The sequence below is a fragment of the Sanguibacter sp. Z41_6 genome (assembly GCF_059621145.1).
In genome coordinates, this window is record NZ_JCAQIF010000003.1 from 241458 (window position 1) to 260697 (window position 19240).

General features: G+C 71.3%; 21 protein-coding genes and 3 tRNA genes. 8 read left to right on the plus strand and 16 right to left on the minus strand.

Annotated elements, in window-relative coordinates:
- The first annotated feature begins 51 nt into the window (after nt 1-51).
- Entirely contained in the window at nt 52-819 is a 768-nt protein-coding gene (gene map, locus AC54T1_RS08710; RefSeq protein ID WP_496911695.1) for a type I methionyl aminopeptidase, read from the plus strand.
- Nucleotides 816-2018 (plus strand): thiolase family protein, encoded by a 1203-nt coding sequence (locus tag AC54T1_RS08715; protein WP_496911696.1) that lies wholly within the window; start codon nt 816-818, stop codon nt 2016-2018. The genes map and AC54T1_RS08715 overlap by 4 nt, the downstream gene beginning before the upstream one ends.
- On the opposite strand, the gene AC54T1_RS08720 is transcribed toward AC54T1_RS08715, so the two are convergent.
- The 6 genes from AC54T1_RS08720 to AC54T1_RS08745 all read right to left on the minus strand — a co-directional run bounded on the left by AC54T1_RS08720 (nt 1968) and on the right by AC54T1_RS08745 (nt 5199).
- Complete coding sequence (locus AC54T1_RS08720; RefSeq protein ID WP_484345177.1) at nt 1968-2729, minus strand: phosphatase PAP2 family protein; 762 nt, start codon at nt 2727-2729, stop codon at nt 1968-1970. The two genes, AC54T1_RS08715 and AC54T1_RS08720, sit on opposite strands and share 51 nt — an antisense overlap.
- A 123-nt stretch (nt 2730-2852) precedes the next feature.
- Nucleotides 2853-2925, minus strand: a tRNA-His gene (locus AC54T1_RS08725).
- A 134-nt stretch (nt 2926-3059) separates the two neighbouring features.
- A complete protein-coding gene (gene orn, locus AC54T1_RS08730) occupies nt 3060-3743 on the minus strand; it encodes an oligoribonuclease (RefSeq protein ID WP_484345176.1) in 684 nt (227 codons plus the stop codon).
- Nucleotides 3744-3836: 93 nt separating this feature from the next.
- Nucleotides 3837-4745, minus strand: a complete 909-nt coding sequence (locus AC54T1_RS08735) for an ATP-grasp domain-containing protein (protein ID WP_484345175.1) — start codon at nt 4743-4745, stop codon at nt 3837-3839.
- Between the two features lie 126 nt (nt 4746-4871).
- Nucleotides 4872-4944: transfer RNA gene (locus tag AC54T1_RS08740), tRNA-Lys, on the minus strand.
- 51 nt (nt 4945-4995) lie between these two features.
- A complete protein-coding gene (locus AC54T1_RS08745; RefSeq protein WP_496911697.1) occupies nt 4996-5199 on the minus strand; it encodes a hypothetical protein in 204 nt (67 codons plus the stop codon).
- Between the two features lie 183 nt (nt 5200-5382).
- Between AC54T1_RS08745 and bcp the strand changes: the two genes are divergently transcribed.
- The 3 genes from bcp to trmB all read left to right on the plus strand — a co-directional run bounded on the left by bcp (nt 5383) and on the right by trmB (nt 6759).
- Nucleotides 5383-5859 carry a thioredoxin-dependent thiol peroxidase gene (bcp, locus tag AC54T1_RS08750; RefSeq protein ID WP_496911862.1) on the plus strand — a complete coding sequence of 159 codons (477 nt, stop codon included), beginning with the start codon at nt 5383-5385 and terminating at the stop codon, nt 5857-5859.
- 33 nt (nt 5860-5892) lie between these two features.
- Nucleotides 5893-5974, plus strand: a tRNA-Leu gene (locus AC54T1_RS08755).
- 32 nt (nt 5975-6006) lie between these two features.
- Nucleotides 6007-6759 (plus strand): tRNA (guanosine(46)-N7)-methyltransferase TrmB, encoded by a 753-nt coding sequence (gene trmB, locus AC54T1_RS08760; protein ID WP_496911698.1) that lies wholly within the window; start codon nt 6007-6009, stop codon nt 6757-6759.
- Here trmB and trxA read toward each other — a convergent pair.
- Together trxA and AC54T1_RS08770 are read right to left on the minus strand one after the other, a co-directional pair.
- Nucleotides 6756-7121: a thioredoxin gene (trxA, locus tag AC54T1_RS08765; protein WP_496911699.1), complete on the minus strand. Its 366-nt coding sequence runs from the start codon at nt 7119-7121 to the stop codon at nt 6756-6758. The two genes, trmB and trxA, sit on opposite strands and share 4 nt — an antisense overlap.
- 178 nt (nt 7122-7299) lie before the next feature.
- A complete protein-coding gene (locus AC54T1_RS08770) occupies nt 7300-10341 on the minus strand; it encodes a glycosyl hydrolase (RefSeq protein WP_496911700.1) in 3042 nt (1013 codons plus the stop codon).
- A gap of 223 nt (nt 10342-10564) precedes the next feature.
- Between AC54T1_RS08770 and AC54T1_RS08775 the strand changes: the two genes are divergently transcribed.
- The gene (locus tag AC54T1_RS08775; protein ID WP_484345169.1) at nt 10565-11134 is read left to right on the plus strand and encodes an NUDIX hydrolase family protein; all 570 of its coding nucleotides are present in this window, start codon (nt 10565-10567) and stop codon (nt 11132-11134) included.
- A 30-nt stretch (nt 11135-11164) separates the two neighbouring features.
- On the opposite strand, the gene AC54T1_RS08780 is transcribed toward AC54T1_RS08775, so the two are convergent.
- Nucleotides 11165-12814, minus strand: coding sequence for an ATP-binding cassette domain-containing protein (locus AC54T1_RS08780; protein ID WP_496911701.1), 1650 nt, complete (start codon nt 12812-12814; stop codon nt 11165-11167).
- Nucleotides 12815-12857: 43 nt separating this feature from the next.
- Here AC54T1_RS08780 and AC54T1_RS08785 point away from each other — a divergent pair, with 43 nt between their 5' ends.
- Nucleotides 12858-13283 (plus strand): DUF3054 domain-containing protein, encoded by a 426-nt coding sequence (locus AC54T1_RS08785; protein ID WP_496911702.1) that lies wholly within the window; start codon nt 12858-12860, stop codon nt 13281-13283.
- Here AC54T1_RS08785 and rdgB read toward each other — a convergent pair.
- The 7 genes from rdgB to clpS all read right to left on the minus strand — a co-directional run bounded on the left by rdgB (nt 13240) and on the right by clpS (nt 17865).
- The gene (gene rdgB, locus AC54T1_RS08790; protein WP_484345166.1) at nt 13240-13857 is read right to left on the minus strand and encodes an RdgB/HAM1 family non-canonical purine NTP pyrophosphatase; all 618 of its coding nucleotides are present in this window, start codon (nt 13855-13857) and stop codon (nt 13240-13242) included. The genes AC54T1_RS08785 and rdgB overlap by 44 nt on opposite strands.
- A complete protein-coding gene (gene rph / locus AC54T1_RS08795) occupies nt 13857-14693 on the minus strand; it encodes a ribonuclease PH (protein ID WP_496911703.1) in 837 nt (278 codons plus the stop codon). The genes rdgB and rph overlap by 1 nt, the downstream gene beginning before the upstream one ends.
- Nucleotides 14694-14737: 44 nt before the next feature.
- Nucleotides 14738-15541, minus strand: coding sequence for an MBL fold metallo-hydrolase (locus tag AC54T1_RS08800; RefSeq protein ID WP_496911704.1), 804 nt, complete (start codon nt 15539-15541; stop codon nt 14738-14740).
- Nucleotides 15538-16344, minus strand: a complete 807-nt coding sequence (gene murI / locus AC54T1_RS08805) for a glutamate racemase (RefSeq protein ID WP_484345163.1) — start codon at nt 16342-16344, stop codon at nt 15538-15540. The genes AC54T1_RS08800 and murI overlap by 4 nt, the downstream gene beginning before the upstream one ends.
- A 164-nt stretch (nt 16345-16508) precedes the next feature.
- Nucleotides 16509-16664: a hypothetical protein gene (locus AC54T1_RS08810; RefSeq protein WP_484345162.1), complete on the minus strand. Its 156-nt coding sequence runs from the start codon at nt 16662-16664 to the stop codon at nt 16509-16511.
- Between the two features lie 134 nt (nt 16665-16798).
- The gene (locus tag AC54T1_RS08815) at nt 16799-17569 is read right to left on the minus strand and encodes a DUF2017 family protein (protein WP_496911705.1); all 771 of its coding nucleotides are present in this window, start codon (nt 17567-17569) and stop codon (nt 16799-16801) included.
- A 2-nt stretch (nt 17570-17571) separates the two neighbouring features.
- Nucleotides 17572-17865, minus strand: coding sequence for an ATP-dependent Clp protease adapter ClpS (clpS, locus tag AC54T1_RS08820; protein ID WP_484345160.1), 294 nt, complete (start codon nt 17863-17865; stop codon nt 17572-17574).
- 48 nt (nt 17866-17913) lie between these two features.
- Between clpS and AC54T1_RS08825 the strand changes: the two genes are divergently transcribed.
- Entirely contained in the window at nt 17914-19236 is a 1323-nt protein-coding gene (locus AC54T1_RS08825; RefSeq protein ID WP_496911706.1) for a nicotinate phosphoribosyltransferase, read from the plus strand.
- Nucleotides 19237-19240 lie beyond the last annotated feature (4 nt).

The window sequence follows — 19240 nt, forward strand, 5'->3', positions numbered from 1 at the left end:
CGAGCACCCGTCGTTCCCACCGGGGCGCGCGGCCGACGTAGGCTCGGAGGCGTGATCGAGAAGAAGACTCCCGCCCAGATCGAGAAGATGCGCGAGGCCGGCCGGGTCGTCGCCCGCGCCCTGGCCGCGATGGAGGACGCCGCCGACGTCGGGGTGACGCTCCGCGAGATCGACGCGGTCGGCGCCCGCGTGCTCGCCGACGCGGGAGCGACGTCACCGTTCCTCGACTACCACCCCGACTGGGCGCCGTCCCCGTTCCCGGGCGTCATCTGCGCATCCGTCAACGACGCGATCGTGCACGGGGTCCCGACCGACCAGGCACTCGCCGACGGCGACCTCCTGAGCATCGACTTCGGGGCCGTCCTCGACGGCTGGTGCGGCGACGCCGCCCGGTCCTTCATCGTCGGCACCCCCCGTCCTGGCGACGAGGAGCTCGTCGAGGTGACCCGCCTCGCGCTCGAGGCCGGCATCGCCGCGGCGCAGCCCGGCAACACGCTCGGCGACATCGGTCACGCCGTGCAGAAGATCGCCCGCAAGGCCCGCGTGGGCATCCTCGAGGACCACGGGGGTCACGGTATCGGCACCGAGATGCACATGGATCCCTTCATCCCCAACGAGGGCCGCCGCGGCAAGGGCATGAAGCTCACCCCGGGCCTCGTCATCGCGATCGAGCCCATGTTCATCGCTGACGGTCGAGGCGGTTACCGGCCCGACGACGACGGCTGGACGCTGCGCTCCGTGCGTGGCGCCCGCGCAGCGCACTGGGAGCACACGGTCGCGATCACCGAGTCGGGACCGCGCATCCTCACCGAGCTGTGACCCGGTCGGCCGCGTCCGGTCATGAGGCGGTGATCGTCGCCGCGCGACGCACCTTCATCGGCACCGCCGGGCGCGGCCACCGGGACCTCGTGGCCCATGAGCTCGCGGCCCCCGTCCTGCGTGCCACCCTCGAGGACGCCCGCGCGACCGGGGTCCACGAGCACCCGGACGACGTCGTGCTCGGCAACTGCACGGGGCCCGGCGGGAACGTCGCCCGCGTCTCGGCGCTCGCGGCCGGCCTGGGCCCACAGGTCCCCGGGATGACCATCGACAGGCAGTGCGGGAGCGGCCTCGCGGCCGTGCTCACCGCAGCCCAGGCCGTCCGTACCGGTGAGAGCGCCCTCAGCCTGGCGGGAGGCACGGAGAGCGCGTCGACAGCCCCCCTGCGGTCCCACCGGCCGGGGCACGCTCCCGGACGCGCCAACGACGGGCCGCAGCCCTACGACCGAGCCCCCTTCGCCCCGACGTCGGAGGACGACCCGGACATGGGACGCGCCGCGGACGCCCTCGCGGCCACGTCCGGCGTCACCCGGGAGCGCCAGGACATGTATGCGGCGCGAAGCCATGCACGCGCCCTGGCGGCGCACGAGCGCGGCGCGTTCGACGACGAGGTCGTGCGCGTCGGGACGCTCGACCGCGACGAGCGGGCGCGCCCCCTCGACCCAGCGCTGCTCGCACGACTGCGCCCCGCCTTCAGCGCACCGGGCGACCCGGGCCCGCCGGGCACCGTCACGGCCGGCAACGCCAGCCCGCTGTCCGACGGGGCGTCCGCCGTCGCGGTCGTCCGCGGGCGGCCCGGCATCGCCGGGCTGCGCATCGTGGCCGGATCCGTCGTCGGGTGCGACCCGCGGCTGCCTGGTTGGGGGGCAGCGCCGGCGGCGCTCGCTGTGCTCGCACGCGGTGAGACAGACGTGACGGACCTCGCAGCCGTCGAGATCGTCGAGGCGTTCGCCGCCCAGGTCCTCGCCGTCACCGACGCTCTCGGCCTCGACCCGCTCGGCCGGGACGGCGAGGTCGTGTGCGCCGACGGCGGCGCGCTCGCGCTCGGTCACCCCTGGGGGGCGAGCGGGGCGGTGTCCCTCACCCGCCTCTTCACGCGGCTCGTCCGGGCGGGCGCTCCCGCCGGGACACGTGGGCTCGCAGCCGCCTCAATCGGTGGCGGGCTGGGCGTGGCGATGCTCGTCGAGGTCGTGCGCTGAGCTGTCCTCAGCCTGCGTCCCGCCCATCCGCAGCAGGTGCGCCCAGCGGTGGAAGGCCACGACGATCCCGAGGACCGCGACAGCGAGGCTGATCGCCGCCAGGACGTCGGTGACGAAGTGGTAACCGAGGTAGAGGCGGCTCCCGGCGACGAGGCCGATGATGACGACGCTCGCCAGGGCCCAGATCGTGAACCGCAGCCCGGTGCGGTGACGCTCCCAGATGAGGTAGCCGCTGACGAGCACGAGCGTGGCGGCGCCGATGGTGTGCCCGGACGGGAACGAGAAGGACGACTCCACCCCGGGGACCGTCATGTGCTCGTCGTCGGGACGAGGGCGCGCCACCACGGCCTTGATCGACACGGAGACCACGGTGGACAGCAGCATCGCTCCGACGAGCAGGACCGGGTCACGCCACTGACCGGCCAACCGCCACCACACGATGCACCCCACGGCCACGAGTATCGGCAGCACGACGGGCCCGGAGCTATTCGTCACCCAGGTGAGGAAGGTCGTCGCGGCGTCGCTGCGGTGCTCGCTCAACCATTCGAGGATCGGCTGGTCGACCACCCAGAGGTCGTCCCGCTCCCGCACGGCGTCGAGGAGCACGAGGAACGCCACGACGCCGCCGAGGAAGACCGCTGCGCCAGGGCCGAGCGCCCGCAGGAGCTCCGCGTTGGAGGGCCGGGGGTGTCGGGTGTGCTCGGGAGACATCTCGTCACCCTAACCGCGGCTGCCGCACGCTGGGCGGTCGAGCGCGACGCCCGGTGGCACGCGTGCCCGGAGACGGAACGAGCCCCCGACCGGCTCTCGCCGATCGGGGGCTCGTTCGCACGGGGTGAGTAACGGGACTTGAACCCGCGACCCCCTGGACCACAACCAGGTGCTCTACCAGCTGAGCTATACCCACCATCGCACCTGTCAGCCGGGGCTGTTCAGGACGTACGCCCGGAAGAACCGGGCCGTCGAAAAGCATACCCGGAGATTCGACCGACCCCTGACCAGTCCCGCCTCGCGGGCGCGTGACGCAGGACACGTCCGACGTCAACCCGGGACGCTGACGCCCTCCTGCGCGCCGGCCTCGCCGCCGAGCCGCCCGCGCAGGGCACCCGCGACCGGGTCCGCGGCGATCTCGGCGGCCACGGCACGAGCCGTCGGCGTGTCCGGTCCCGGCTGCGGGACGAACACGGCGGAGCGGTAGTAGCGGAGCTCGTCGATGCTGTCGAGGATGTCCGCCAGTGCGCGGTGCCCACCCTTCTTGGGTGGCGACGCGAAGTACGCCCGGGGGTACCAGCGCCGCGCCAGCTCCTTGATCGACGACACGTCCACGACGCGGTAGTGCAGGTGGCCGGACAGCTCCTTCATGTCGCGCTCGAGGAACATCTTGTCCGTGCCGACCGAGCTCCCGCCCAGGGGCGCCTTGCCCGGCTCCGGCACCCACGCGCGGACGTACTCGAGCACGGCCGCCTCGGCGTCGGCGAGGCTCACGCCGCCGGCGAGCTCGTCGATGAGGCCCGAGGTCGTGTGCATCTCACGGACGAAGTCGTTCATCTGCTCGAGCGCAGCGTCGGGCGGGCGGACGACGACGTCCACGCCGTCTCCCAGGACGTTGAGCTCGGAGTCCGTGACAACCGCGGCGACCTCGATGAGCGCGTCGGCCGAGAGGTCGAGACCGGTCATCTCGCAGTCGATCCAGATGATCCGGCCGGTGCTGGAGGTGATGGGCATCTGACCAGCCTACGACGGCGCACCTCGGTGCGCCGCGACGTCCACCACCCGGCCACGGCCGGCAGGGCGCGCCGTCAGGTACGCCGCGCGCCCTCAGACGCCGAGACGGTCCGCGATGACGCCGGCGAACCGGTCGAGCGCGCCGGGGACCTTGCTGAGGAACAACGCCGGCTCGGTGAGCTCGAGCTCGAGGAGGATCGGCTCGCCGTCGTCCCCCGGGAGCATGTCGACGCGTGCGTAGAGCAAGGAGTCGACGGACTCGCCCAGGACGGACCGGGCGGCCTCGAGGGTGCGCTGACCAAGAGCGAGCTCGGCCTCGCTGGCCTCGACGCTGCGCATGACCTCGGTCTGGTACAGCCCCTGCGTGGGCCGGTGACCACGCGACAGCATGGCGTTCTTGCGCACCGCGTGGGAGAACTCCCCGCCCATGAAGATCAGCGCCGTCTCACCGGCGACGTCGACCTGGTTGAGGTACGGCTGGACCATGACGTGCCGGCCCGACCTGAGGAGCTCCCGCGCGTGCAGGATCGCCGCACCCCGGGCCTCGGCGGTGTTCTCCTGGTACCTGGCGGTGTCCCGCGAGCCCGAGCTCACCGTGGGTTTGATGACGTAGTCGCCGTGGGCAGGGAGCCGGGTGTGGATGGCCTGCGAGGTGAGGTGCCGGTCCGGGTCCAGCCACAGCGTCCGGACGACGGGCACGCCCATCTCCCCCATCGTCTTGAGGTAGTACTTGTCGGTGTTCCACGCGATGACCTCAGCGGGGTTGGCGATCGCCGGCACGCTGCGCACCCATGCGATGAACTCCTCCTGACGCGAGGAGTAGTCCCAGGTGGACCGCACGACGACGAGGTCGAACGCCGACCAGTCGACGTCGGGGTCGTCCCAGACGGCAGGACTCGCGTCGATGCCGCGTTCGGTGAGCGCACCGACGAGGGGTGCGTCGTCCGGGTCGAGGTCGGGGAGGACAGAACAGGTCGCGAGCGCTACTCGAGGTGTGGGCACCCTGCCAATATAGCGATGAGCGGGGCGAGAGTGGCCCGACGCGACTCTCGACGACGGCTGCCGGAGCCAGCACTGGCCCCTCACGCAGCACGGCCCGGAGCATGAGCCCCGGGCCGTGAGATCTTGTGCGCCATCCTGGACTCGAACCAGGAACCCGCTGATTAAGAGTCAGCTGCTCTGCCAATTGAGCTAATGGCGCGCGGACGAAACCGTACCAGCAGAGGCTGGCCGTTCGCCAATCCCGCGCAGATCAGCGCTCGTCGTCGAGGATCTGCGCCGAGCGGGGACCGAAGGGGCTGGCCAGGTCCGCCATGAGAGCCAGAGGCACGCGTTCGTCGAGAAGACGCGCGAGCAGAGCGCTGACGTCCGGCAGCCCGTGCAGGTCGAGACCGTGGGGGTCGTTGCACGCGTGAGTCGCTTGTCGCGGTGCGGAACGCGTCGTCACGGTGGACATAGGATCCCCCTCCTGGCCGACCCACGTCGGCTCCACCACCATGGCACCACCGTGCACGGTGATCGGCAATGGGAAGAACTCCCCATCGCCGGCCGCGGTGCACGCGCACCCCGACGAGACGTCCCGACCTCAGGTGCGCGCCGTAGCATGGTCGCCACCGACCGCCGCACTCCGAGGAGCATGATGTCGAACCGCCTGTCCCCCGGGGACGAAGCACCAGACTTCACCCTGCCGACCGTCCCCGAGGGCAGCGTCTCCCTGTCGTCCCTGCGGGGGCAGCGCGTCGTCGTCTACTTCTACCCGGCAGCGAGCACCCCGGGATGCACGACGCAGGCGTGCGACTTCCGGGACAACCTCGCGTCCCTCGCATCGGCCGGGATCTCCGTCATCGGGATCTCCCCCGACGGGATCGAGAAGCTCGCAGCCTTCGCCGAGGCAGAAGGCCTGACGTTCCCGCTCGCGTCCGACCCGGACAAGGCCGTCGCCACGGCGTACGGCGCCTACGGCGAGAAGAAGCTCTACGGCAAGACCGTCGTGGGCATCATCCGCTCGACGTTCGTCATCGACGCCGAGGGACGGATCGAGCTCGCCCAGTACAACGTCAAGGCGACAGGCCACGTCGCGAAGCTCCGTCGCGACCTGGGCCTCGACGCGCGCTGACCGCTGCGTCGCAGCCCCTAGACTCGTCCCCGAGCGCGAGTGGCGTAATTGGCAGCCGCGCCAGGTTTAGGTCCTGGTGTCTTCGGACGTGGGGGTTCGAGTCCCCCCTCGCGCACCGCTCACTCGTCGCAGGAGGCCGCACCACCCATGTCCGACGAGATCGCCGCGCCCGCACCGTTCCGCGCGACCACCGTGTCGTTCGCCCAGCGCAGCGGGCGCCTCAAGGACCGGCAGCAGCGCGTCTGGGCGGAACTGGCCCCGCAGTTCGTCGTCGAGCCGCCGCGAGCCCAGGGCCGGGCCTCGGTGGACCCGTCGTTCGTCCTCGACACGCTCGCTGTCTTCGGGAGGCACGCGCCCCTGGTCGTCGAGATCGGGTCCGGTCAGGGTGAGGCGATCGCGCACGCCGCGCTGGCGAACCCGGGGACCAACTTCCTCGGCGTCGAGGTGTACCGCCCGGGAGTCGCCCAGACCTTGCAGCGCATCCGGCGCCTCGGGCTGACGAACGTCCGGCTCGTCCAGGCGGACGCCGTCGACCTCCTCGCCACCGCGCTCCCCGCCGGGTCGGTCGACGAGCTGTGGGTGTTCTTCCCCGATCCCTGGCACAAGGCCAAGCACACGAAGCGTCGTCTCGTGACGGACCGGTTCGCCGGGCTTGCCGCACGGGCGCTCACGCCCGGGGGCACGTGGCGGCTCGCGACGGACTGGGCCGCGTACGCTGACCAGATCCGTGCCGTCGTCGGTCGATCCGAGAACTTCGACGTCGACCCCGAGCCGGGACGGTTCGACGGCCGGCCCGTGACGAGCTTCGAGCGCAAGGGGATGGAGAAGGGCCGCACGATCACAGACATCCGCTGCGTCCGCACGGCCCCTCCCGAGGCCCGGCTGCCCGCCGTCGGCTAGCTGCTGACCTGCGCGGCGATCTGCTTGCGGACGTCGTCCATGTCGAGCCCGCGGACTCCCTCGATGACCTGCGCGAGCGCAGGCGCCGGCAGCGCACCCGGCTGCGAGAAGACGAGGATCCCGTCCCGGAAGGCCATGAGGGTCGGGATCGACGTGATGTTGGCGGCCGCGGCCAGGCCCTGCTCCGCCTCGGTGTCGATCTTGCCGTGCACGATGTCCGGGTTGGCCTCTGCGGACGCCTCGAACACCGGCGCGAACTGGCGGCACGGGCCGCACCATGCCGCCCAGAAGTCGACGAGGACGATGTCGTTGTCCTTGATCGTCTGCTCGAACGTGGCCTGGGTCAGCTCCTGCGTAGGCATGAGGTTCCTCTCGTCATGAATAGGTCTGTCTCTCACTAGACACCACAGCGCGCCGACCTATTCCACGCGTGGCGACGGACCGGAGCACAGTGCTCCGGTCCGTCGACCGGCCGCTCCCCCTGCGAGCTGCCGGCGCCGGTGTCCTCCTCGGCGCGTGCCGGGGAGGACACCGGTGGTGTCACCCCCCGAAGGGCAGCGTCACCGTGCTGTCCCCCAGCCCGAGGTCGGTCGTGGACATGCCGACGGCGTTCCACACCTCCACGCGGACCGTGCCCCCGGCCAGGTCACCGAGAGCGCCGGACGAGGCGACGAGGCCCTGCGCCTGCGTGTACCGCTCGAACCCGGGGAGCGGGTCCGTCGCGAAGTACGCATACGTCTCCTCGCGATCCCACGACCCGTCGCCCGTGAGGTCGTACGAGACGCGCACGTGCGTCCCGTTGCCGATGCTCGGACCGGCGTCGAGCGCGAGGTCGAAGGCCGTCGACCCACCTGTGAAGGCGGCGGTGAGCCCGGTCGTCTCGAACGTCACCGGATTGCGGACGGTTCCGTCAGCGATGCCGCTGGCTGCTGGCACCGGGACACGACCTGCCTCTGCCGGGGCCTCCCCGAGGCTCCCGTCGTCCGTGAGGTAGAGCGTCGGAGCGAACGGGTCGGTGGGATCCGTCGGCGGGTCCGTCGGCAGGTCCGTCGGGTCCGTCGGTGGGTCCGTCGGGTCCGTCGGCGGGTCCGTCGGGTCCGTCGGCGGGTCGGTCGGGTCCGTCGGCGGGTCGGTCGGGTCCGTCGGCGGGTCGGTCGGGCCCGGGTCAACCCCTCCGCCCGCGCTCCCCCCGCTCCACGTGAAGGCTCCCGTCGTGGCCGTCGTACCTGCCGCGACGTCCAGCACGGTCCCGTCCGAGAACGTCACCGTGATGTCCGTCGACGTGACGTTCGACGCCACGTAGGTGCGTGCGCCGTCCTTGGTGAACACCGACGACAGCACATGGTCGGCGGTCACGCTCGTGTCGACGTTCCCCAACGCCGCGAGGTTCGCGATCCAGTGGTACGTGTGAGCACGGGTCTCGCCCTCCTCGACGACGTAGCCGGGGTTGGCGGTGAACCTCTCGAGGGCGAGCTCCCCGTCTCCGAGAGCGAGGAAGCTCCAGAGAATGTCCTGCCACACGTCGGGCTCGCCGCCGTTGAGCCGGACGACCTCGGCGTAGTTCTCGAGGTTGTACTCCGGACGGGCTCCCAGGTAGAGGTGGTTGCCGGTGATGGGGAGCATGTTGATCCCCTGGATCTTCTCGGGGTCGCTGCTGAACCAGGTGGAGTAGGTCGCTCCGTCGCCCCACACCATCCCAGCGGTGGTGTGCTGCTGACCGTCGACCCCGAACTCCTCCGGGAAGGCCTCGCCGGACGAGTTGAACCAGTAGTTCTGGATCGCGCTCGCCTGGGTCGTCCAGAGGTACACACCAGCGTCACGGACGGCGGTGTCCCCGGTCGCCTCGCCCCACTGGATGAGAGCACCCGCGAAGTTCTGTCCCTCGGAGCTCGACTCCTGGTTGTTGCCGGCCCAGAACGCGCCGTGCCCCGACGCCCAGTCGTGGCCGGCGTAGATGTCGAAGTCCCGCAGGTACGGGAACATCTCGTCCGAGCGGTCGTAGTTGTTCGCGTCCCGCACGAGCAGGTCGATCATCCCCCCGTACTGCTCGTCGGACGCCCACTCGGGGTCGAACTTTGCGAGGGTCGCGGCTGCTGCGACGAAGTACCCGTAGTGGAAGTGGTGGTCGTTGAGCTCCTTGTCCGAGCCGTAGGAGGCCGGGAAACCGACGAGCGTCCCCCATGCCTCGTTGTACGCGAACAGCTGCTCCGCCTCGCCGTCCTCGGCCGTGAGCCAGTCCGTGAGGACGCTGCGCATCTCCGCCAGGGTCTGATCCCGCAGCTCGGTACGCCCGACGAGGTCCGCCATCTCGGCGATCCGCGCCGCCCTGCCGAGCCCTTTGCCCGTCCAGTACGTGTCGTTGTTGATGATGACCATCGGCTCTGCCGCCACCTCGTCGAGGTAGGCGTTGAGCGAGTCGAGCCCTGCTCCGCTGCCCGTGGCGACAGCGGGGAGCTCCGGAAGCACCCCGGTGTACGTGGTGACGGTGGTGAACTCGTCCACCCCTCGCAGGACCGGCATGGGGCCGCGCGGCGAGACGTACGCGTCACCGGTGGGCTCCGCGCCGACGAGCTGCTGCGCCTGGTGCGGGTAGAGCGCAACCACCGTCCCCTGCTGATCCCCGAACAGGTCCTGCGTCTCGTACGCGTACGTCACCGAGACTTCTGCGGCGGCCTCGTCGTAGTCGTACGAGACGGTCGTCCCGACCACCTCGGCGTACGCGTGCTCGCCGAAAGCCTCGGCCGCAGCGAGTCGGTCGGCATCCGTGGCGTCGGCGTCGGTCGGGAGCACAGCGAGGGAGAAGTAGTCCTCCTCGCCGAGCGGGCTGCTGAGGGACTGTCCGGAGACGGTCCAGTCGGCACCGGGCGCGGTGAAGGCGACGTAGTCGTGGTCGTTGACCGTGAATCCCACCTGGGCGCCGTCGTCGAGCCACACGTCGGGCTCTGCCGAGAGGGTGAGCAGCGCGTCACCGCCCGTCGCGTGGAAGTAGGTGAACGGCATCCCGTGCCCGATGGTCGCGGTGAGGGTCTGGTCGCCGTCCGACCACGAGGGTGTCACGGTCCAGTCGGTCCAGTCGGCGACCTTGACGTCTCCGGCATCCAGGCCCGCGACCCCCGCGACGAGGTCCTCGGCATATTCATAGTGGTATTCGCCGATGCCCCCACCGGCGCTCGAGATGGTCGGGACGGTCGTGTACGACACCCCCAGCCCGTTCGCCCCCGGGAGGAACGACGCGGGGTGGGCGTGCAGCGGCTCGCTGAACTGGCAGTTGAACTTCTTGAACACGAGCGAGGACCACCAGTCGTTGGTGGGCACCGGCCCTTGCGGCGCAGCCTCGGTGAGGTATTGCCGGGGGTTGTTCGAGATGTCTCCGCACGCCTCGGGCGCGGGACCCACCGCTGCGGTGGTGTAGCTGCCTGCACCGACGGGCTGGATACCGTCGGCCGCTGCGGCCGGGCCGAGCGAGGCGCCCCCTGTGGCGCTGAGCCCGACAGCCAGGAGGACCGCGACGACTCTGTGCCGCCGTGACCCTCGGGTGTCGGATGGTTCGTGACGTGACGCGTGAACTGCGGACATACGCATACCGGTCTCCTTTGACCAGGTGTCTGCTTCCGGGCAGGAGGCTCATCGCCCCCCAAGACGTCCTACCCCTGCGAGAACGTTCCCACAACGACCATACGCCGCGTTTATCAGGACGGCACATTCATCACAAAGGGTCCGGGCCGCGTGTGAGATCCGCCCCGACCGCCCCCGTCCGAGGGCGCCGTCTGGCGATGAGGAGCCCCACCGGGATACAACTGATCCCGTGACCGACACCGCTGACTTTCCCCCACCCGAGTTCGACCCCGCCGCAGCGCGACCCGCCGGATGGCTCGGGGCGGACCAGATGGCTGCGGCACGCCGCAACCTGCCGATCGTCTACGTGGACGCCGTCCCGGTGCGCGTCGACGACTCGGGGGACGTCGTGTCCGTCGGGCTGCTCCTGCGCGTCACCCGCGAGGGGATGATGAGCCGCGCCCTGGTCTCCGGTCGCGTGATGTACCACGAGCGGATCCGCGACGCCCTCCTCCGGCACATCGAGAAAGACCTCGGGCCCGTCGCCCTCCCCCTCATCCCGGCCTCCCCCCAGCCCTTCACCGTCGCCGAGTACTTCCCCACCCCGGGCGTCACCCCGTACCACGACCCACGTCAGCACGCCGTGTCCCTCGCCTACGTGGTCCCCGTCCGGGGCGACTGCCGCCCGCAGCAGGACGCGCTCGACCTCGCGTGGATCGCACCCGAAGAGGCGTGCAGCGAGAGCATCCAGGCGGAGATGTACGGCGGCCAGGGTGTCCTGCTCCGGCAGGCGATGGCTCACGTCGGTCGGATCCAGTAGCCGGCACGGGTTCCCGGGCCGGCGGAGGTCTCAGAGCTCGAGCCGGTCCCAGTCGTGCAGATCGTCCTGCATCCGCCGGTCGTGCGTCGCGACGACGACTGCCGCCGACGTGACACGCAGGGCACGGGTGAGGTCGTCCACAAGATCGATCGACAGGTGGTTGGTCGGCTCGTCGAGCAGCAGGACGTGCGGTGCCGCGAGGAGCGCGCACGCGAGATCGAGGCGTCGGCGCTGGCCCACGGACAGCTCGGCGACCGGTCGGTCGAGGTCCTCTTCCGAGAGCACACCGAGCAGCGCGACGGGCACCACGTGGTCGGGGTCCAGGCTGCCGTCGGCGAGCAGTCGCAGCGCGAGCGCGGCGTACTGGTCGAACCCGGTCACCGGCCCCGCCGCGTCGTCGGTCGGGTCGTGCGCAACTGCGGGGGTGCCCTCCTGGGCGACCACACCGAGCCGGGCGTCCGGCAGCGCCGTCCGGTAGCCGCGGTCGAGCGCGATCGTCCCGGCGAGCACCCCGAGCAGGGTGGACTTCCCCGCGCCGTTCGCCCCGGTGATGAGCAGCCGTCCCGACGGCGGGACGGTGATCCGCTCCCCAGGCAGGTCGAGCCGCGGCGCTCCTCCGTCACCCCGGACCGCCGGGTTGCGGACATCCACGACGGGCGAGTCCGGCTGCCACCCGGGTTGCATCGTCGGCAGGTCCGGGAAGTGCAGCGCGGGCGGGGGTGGGGGGATCTCGACCGCCTCCGCCTTGAGCTTCTCGACGAGCCGGTCAGCAGCCTTGACGTGCGTCCGCGCACGCGTTCCACGCCGGTGCTTCTGGCTGCCCTTGGGCGGCCGCCACTCGTCGGACAGACCTTCGTAGGTCATGTCCAGCCGCGCCGCGAGCACCTCGGCCCGCTTCGTCTCCGCCCGGTACCGCTGCCGCCACCGGTGCAGCGCCTGGGTCTTGGCGAACCGGTACGACAGGTAGCCGGGCTGCCCGTAGAGCACCGGCCTGCCGTCGACGGACGGGTCAAGATCAAGGATGGCCGTGGCGACGTCGTCGAGCAGCTGACGGTCATGGGTGACGATGACGACGGCGCCGGTCCAGGCGGTCAGCTCCGCGGTGAGGTAGTCGATACCGCCCCGGTCGAGGTGGTTCGTCGGCTCGTCGAGCAGCAGGATGTCCGCCCGTTCCGCGAGCGTGCAGGCGAGCCGTACGCGGAAGCGCTCACCGACGGAGAGCGTGTCGAGCCGGCGCTCCGTGTCGCGGCACGCGCCGAGCCGGGAGAGCGCCACCTGCACGCGCCGGTCGACGTCCCACGCCGCCAGGTGGTCTGCACGGGCGAGCAGGGACGAGAACTCACCGAGCGAGCCCGACTCGTGGTCGAAGGCCGCGGCCGCACGCTCGAGGTCCTCAGCGACACGTCGCACCTCCGCGAGCGCGTCGTGGACGAGGTCCCCGACCGTCTGTCCGGGCTCGACGACGAGCTCCTGACGGACGACCGAGCACGAACCGGTACGTCGCACCTGCCCCGAGCCCGGCGGGAGGTCGTCGGCAAGGAGCCGCAGGAGCGTCGTCTTCCCTGACCCGTTCTCACCGACCACGGCGAGCCGCTGTCCGGCGGACACCCGCAGCGAGACGTCGGTGAGGACGGGACGGCCGGGATACCCGAAGCCCAGATGGTCTGCCACGAGATGCACGCAGCAACGATACGCGTCCAGGTGCACCGGTTATCGTCGGGTCGTGCCTGCACCGACCCGTCTGCCCGCCCTCGTCGCTGTCGTCGTCGACGTCGCGCTCGTCCTCGTCTTCGCCGTCGTGGGGCGCTCGAGCCACGACGAGCCCGTCACCCTCGGCGGTCTCCTCACCACGGCGTGGCCGTTCCTCGTCGGCCTCGCGGTCGGGTGGGTCGTGGCCCATGCCGCTCGGCCGGCGGCCGTGCGCTGGACGGCGTCCGCGGCCGTGCGCGCGAGCCTCATGGTCGTCGTGCTGTGGGCGACCGCGATGGGACTGCGCCTCGTCAGCGGTCAGGGAGTCTCGGGTGCGTTCCCCGTCGTGGCGCTCGCGGCGCTCGCCGCACTGCTGCTCGGCTGGCGCCTCGTGGCGGCTGCTGCGCTGCGCCTGCTCAACGGGCGAGGATCTCGGCGATCCGAGGTGCAAGTGCCCTGAACGCCTGACCGCGGTGGCTGATCGCGTTCTTCTCCTCGGGTGTGAGCTCCGCGCACGAGCGGTCGTGACCGACGGGTCGCAGGACCGGGTCGTAGCCGAACCCGCCGTCCCCGCGTGGGGCGGTGAGGAGCTCGCCGACGAGCGCGCCGGTGACGACGTGCTCGTCGCCGTCCGGGGTGACGAGCGCAGCCGCGCACACGAAGCGCGCACCGCGGTGCTCCGCAGGCACGTCGACGAGCTGGGCGAGGAGCAGATCGAGGTTGGCCCGGTCGTCTCCATGGGTCCCCGCCCAGCGCGCAGAGAAGATCCCGGGCGCCCCGCCCAGGACGTCGACGGCGAGGCCGGAGTCGTCGGCGACGGCGGGCAGCCCGGTTGCCGCCGCGAGCACGCGCGCCTTGAGGAGGGCGTTCTCCTCGAACGTCACGCCGTCCTCCACGGGAGCAGGCACGTCGAACGACGTCGCGCCCGCGACGTCCTCCGCGACGAGCCCCGGTACGGCCTGCGCGAGGATCGCGCGCAGCTCGCCGACCTTGTGCTCGTTGTGGGTGGCCAGGACCAGGCGTGGGGTCGGCATCAGGGGTTCTCCGTCGTCTCGATGGGGGTGGTCGCGTCGGTGGCGTCCGTCGGGGGCCCGCCGCGCACAGGGGTCAGGCTCGTGGGCTCCCCCTGGTCCAGTGCCGCACGCTGGGCCGCAGCGAGCCGGGCGACGCCCACGGTGGCCAGATCGAGCAGGGCATCCAGGTCGGCGCGGCCCAGGGGCGCTCCCTCGGCGGTGCCCTGGACCTCGACGAAACCCCCGCGACCCGTCATCGCGACGTTGAGGTCCGTGTCCGCCCGCGCATCCTCGACGTACGCGAGATCCAGGAGCGGCGCGCCGTCGACGATCCCGACGCTCACCGCGGCGACCGAGTCGAGGAGGACCGGGCGGCTGCCCTTGATGAGCTTCGTGCGCAGCCCCCACGCGACAGCGTCAGCGAGCGCCACGTACGCGCCGGTGATCGCCGCGGTCCGTGTCCCGCCGTCCGCCTGCAGCACGTCGCAGTCCACGTGCAGGGTGTTCTCCCCCAACGCCCGCAGGTCGACGACGGAGCGCAGCGCCCGGGCCACGATCCTCGAGATCTCGTGGGCGCGACCACCGACGCCCCCGCGGACAGACTCCCGCGTCCCCCGCGCGACCGTCGCGCGAGGCAGCATCGCGTACTCCGCACCCACCCACCCCTCGCCCGACCCACGCTTCCAGCGAGGTGCGCCGCGCGTGAGGGTCGCGGCGCACAGCACCCGTGTCGCTCCGAACTCGATGAGGACGCTGCCCTCCGCAGCGTCGAGCCACCCGCGAGTGATCCGCACGGGCCGCAGCTCGTCAGCCGATCGCCCGTCGACACGGACCACCTCGGGCGGGACAGGGGTCATGGCAGCCTCCCTAGCGGCACCCGGGACAGCGCGGCCCGCGGGACTCACAGCGTGTAGGTGGCACCGTGCTCCACGACGCCTACGGGTCCGGAGAACTCGCCGCGCGCCTCGGTGACGCTCGCACCAGCGTCGTTCCATGCGGGAATGTGGGTGAGGAGCAGCCGACGGGCACGTGCCTCGGCGGCGATCCGCCCGGCGCGCCGTCCCGTGAGGTGGATGCCGCGCGCATGGTCGCGCCCCTCGACGAAGGCGGCCTCGGCAAGAAGCACGTCCGCGTCCTGGGCGAGGGCGAGAGCGCCGGGGCACGCGTCCGTGTCCCCGGTGTACGCAAGCGTCACCCGCGTACCCGGTCGCTCGGTGCTCGGTCCGGTGATCCGCAGCCCGTAGGCCTCGACAGGGTGCTCGACGGCGAACGGCTCGATGGTCAACGGTCCGACCTCGGTGTGGTCGCCCGGACGCCATGCCCGGAAGTCGAACTGCCCGCCCATCGTCTCCCCCTCGGCCAGCCCGTAGGACTCCGCGAGGCGCGCCTCGGTGCCGCCCGGGCCGTGGACGGGCACCGGCGCGAGCCCGGCGAGACGCTCGGACCCCCGCTCCGGGTGGTACTTGAGGTACACGTAGTACCCGCACAGGTCGGAGAAGTGGTCGGGGTGCAGGTGGGAGATCGCGATCGCGTCGACGTCGAAGAGGTCGACGGCACGTTGCAGCTGCCCCAGGGCACCGCTGCCGACGTCGAGGACGACGGACCACGTCCGGCCCGCAGCATCGTCCGCCTGCAGCAGATAACAGGACGCCGGTGACGCCGGGGATGCGAAGGACCCGGCCATCCCGACGATCGTCAGCTTCATGCGACCGATTCCACCACGGCGACCTCGGGACCGAGGAATCGGCGCGCGAGTCCGGAGAAGACGTCGGCGTCGCCCGTCGACCGGAACCTGTGCACGGGGGGACCGGCGCTCACGTCCCGTTCGAGGTTGTGCGCGACGAGAGTCCGGTAGACGTCCTTCGCCGTCTCCTCGGCGCTCGAGACGAGGGTCACGTCCTCACCCATGACGTAGGAGATCGCCCCCGTCAGCAACGGGTAGTGCGTGCACCCGAGGATGAGGGTGTCGATCCCGGACGCGCGCACCGGGTCGAGGTACCGGTGCGCTGCCTCGAGCACCTGCGGTCCGGCCGTGAGCCCTGCTTCGACGAGGTCCACGAAGTCGGGGCATGCCTGGGGGTGCACGCGCACGCCTGGCGCGGCGGCGAGAGCGTCTTCGTACGCACGGGACTCGATCGTCGCCCGCGTGCCGATGACGCCGATCTCGCCGGTGCGGGTTGCCGCGGCCGCACGGCGCGCGGCAGGGAGGATCACCTCGACGACGGGGATCCCGCGCCCCACGGTGTACCGCTCCCGCGCATCACGCAGCACCGCGGCCGAGGCGCTGTTGCACGCGATGACGAGCATCTTCACGCCCTCGTCGACGAGGTGGTCCATGACGCCCAGGGCGAGCGAGCGGACCGTGGCGAGGGGCTTGGGTCCGTACGGCGCGTTGCGGGTGTCGCCGACGTAGAGGACGGACTCGTTGGGCAGCTGGTCGAGGATCGACCGCGCAACGGTGAGTCCGCCGACGCCGGAGTCGAATATGCCGATCGGAGCGTCATTCACACCCAGAGACTAACCGTGCCCGTTGCCGCGCGAAAAACCGCACGACCGCGCACGGAGGCGGCGACCCCGGGAACAAGAACGCCGACCTGCACGCTGTACGCGTGCAGGTCGGCGAAGAGGTGATGCTGCCCCCTGCTGCTGGCACCGTCAGGTGCCGTGGCCTGTTAGACCCTCGACTTGCCCTTGTTGAGCAGTCCCAGAACCAGGCTCACCACGAGGATCGCGATACCGACCCAGATGAGAACCTTCGCGGCCTCGACGGCCACACCGAGGATCAGGAGGACGACGCCGACGATCAGAACGAGCAACCAGGTAGGCATATGACCCTCTTCTCTCTCACAGGCCCGTGCGGCAGCTCCGCAGCGGGTGAATCGCGACCATGCTGGCAGCAACTGCGCCGACGCGCACGTCGAGAGCACCGACGACGCACATCTCGTGTGCGCTGCGCGATGAACTAGGAGCGCGCCACACCCTCGCGGTACCGCTCGATGAGGCACTCCGTGAGCGATTCCTGGAGATACCCGGCGAGCACGAACACGGACCCGAGGAACAGCCGGGGCCCAGAGTCGTCGGGGGCACCCTCCGGGATCGGTTCGCCCTCCTGCTCCGGCTCGCCCGGGCGGCCCCTGCGAGCGGCCTCGGACTCGTCGTCCCAGCTGCCCGTGACCATGTCGTAGAGCTCCTGGGCGTCGGCGTCCGAACGCAGCGACAGACGCTCCCCGATGACCAGCCGGATGTCCGCGAGGGCGCCGGCGATCGCCTCCGCCTCGTCGTCCAGCACCTCGAAGTCGAGCTGGCGTGTCTCGTCGGACGACGGCGCTGCCTCCAGGAGCAGCTGGGCGAACAGCAGGAGCCGCTCGACCTTGTGCTGACGCAGGTCGTCGTCCGTGAAGCGGCGGAACTCCTGAGCGATCTCCGGGTCGGCGGACGCATCCGGGATGAGCCGCCGCACCGCCGGGTCGGTCGGTGCCTGTGCTGGCTCGTCCGTCATCCCGTCGAACAACCCACGGATCGCAGCATCCGTGTCGTCCTCTGCAGGACCGTCGGACTCGGTGCCGGGGTCCGCCGGCGCGGTGTCCTCCTCGGCCTCGTAGAAGCTCTCCTCGCCGCCGAGGAGCTCGACCACGTCTCCGGTGACCTGAGCCAGCACGAGCCGCTCGGGAGTGGACAGACCCGCCGTGAACGTCGTGGCGCCGTTGTCGCTCGTCGCCCGGAACGGCCGCACCACTACTCCCCGCTCCGACGCATGGTCGCCCACAGCCCGTAGGAGTGCATCGCCCGGACGTCCATCTCGACCTTCTCCCTGCCGCCCGTCGACACGGCGGCCTGCCCCTCCTCGTGGACCTGCATCATGAGGGCGTGCGCCGTGGACTGCGGGTACCCGAAGTAGCTCTCGAACACGTACGCGACGTAGTTCATGAGGTTGACGGGGTCGTTCCACACGACGGTGACCCACGGGTCAGCGACGTCCTGCTCGAGGTCCCCGCGCACGTCGGCGTCGGGAGCGGTGCTGGCTGTCACGACACAATCGTAGGTCCTCGCAGGGCCGCGGTGCCCTACCGTTGCCTCATGGGTACAGCGCTTCTCACGGACCGGTACGAGCTGACGATGCTCCAGGCGGCTCTCGCCGACGGCACGGCGGACCGGCACTGCGTCTTCGAGGTGTTCACCCGCCGGCTCCCGTCGTGGCGACGCTACGCGGTCCTCGCCGGCACAGGGCGCGTCCTCGAGGGTCTTGCCGACTTCCGGTTCGGCCCTGACGAGCTCGAGTGGCTCGCCCGCGAGAAGGTCGTCGACGACCGGACCCTCGCCTACCTCGAGGAGTACCGGTTCACCGGGAGCATCACGGGCTATGCCGAGGGTGAGACGTTCTTCCCGTCCAGCCCTGTCCTCGTCGTCGAGGGAACGTTCGCCGAGGCGGTGCTGCTCGAGACCTACGTGCTCTCGGTGCTCAACCACGACTCCGCGATCGCGTCGGCCGCCTCCCGGATGACGAGTGCGGCCGTCGACCGCCCGTGCCTCGAGATGGGATCCCGCCGGGCCCACGAGGAGGCTGCGGTCGCGGCTGCCCGGGCGGCGGCCGTCGCTGGCTTCGCGGCGACGTCCAACCTCGAGGCGGGGCGGCGCTACGGCATCCCGACGATCGGCACCGCGGCGCACGCCTTCACTCTCCTGCACGACGACGAGGAGGAGGCGTTCGCCTCGCAGATCGCCGCCTTCGGGCCCTCGACGACGTTGCTCGTCGACACCTATGACGTCACGCGCGGCGTCGAGCGGGCCATCGCTGCCGCCGGGACGTCCTTGGGCGCCGTCCGGCTGGACTCCGGGGACCTCGGGGTGCAGGCGCTCGAGGTCCGCCGCCAGCTGGACTCGCTCGGTGCGCACGACACGCGGATCACGGTGACCTCCGACCTCGACGAGTACGCGATCGCGGCCCTCGCGGCGTCGCCGGTGGACTCGTACGGCGTCGGGACGAAGCTCGTCACCGGCTCGGGGGCACCCACGTGCGGCATGGTCTACAAGCTCGTGGCCCGGGAGGGGGCCACCGGCACGCTGGAGCCCGTCGCCAAGGCGTCGTCCGCCAAGACGAGTGTCGGTGGACGAAAGACCGCCGCCCGACAGCTCGACGACGACGGCCGAGCCGTCGCCGAGGTCATCGTGTCCGGTCCGGACGACGAGGTCGCCAGGTGGGAACCGCGGTCGTCCGACCTGCGCCCGCTGCACCACGCCCTCGTGACGGACGGGGTGGTCGACCCGCGGTGGCTCGGACACGCGGGCGTCGTCACCGGGGCGGCCCGGCACGCCGCGTCACGGGACGAGCTCCCCCGTGGGGCCCGGAGGCTGTCCACGGGGGACCTCGCGATCCCGACGACGACGCTGACTCTCGGCTGAGGAC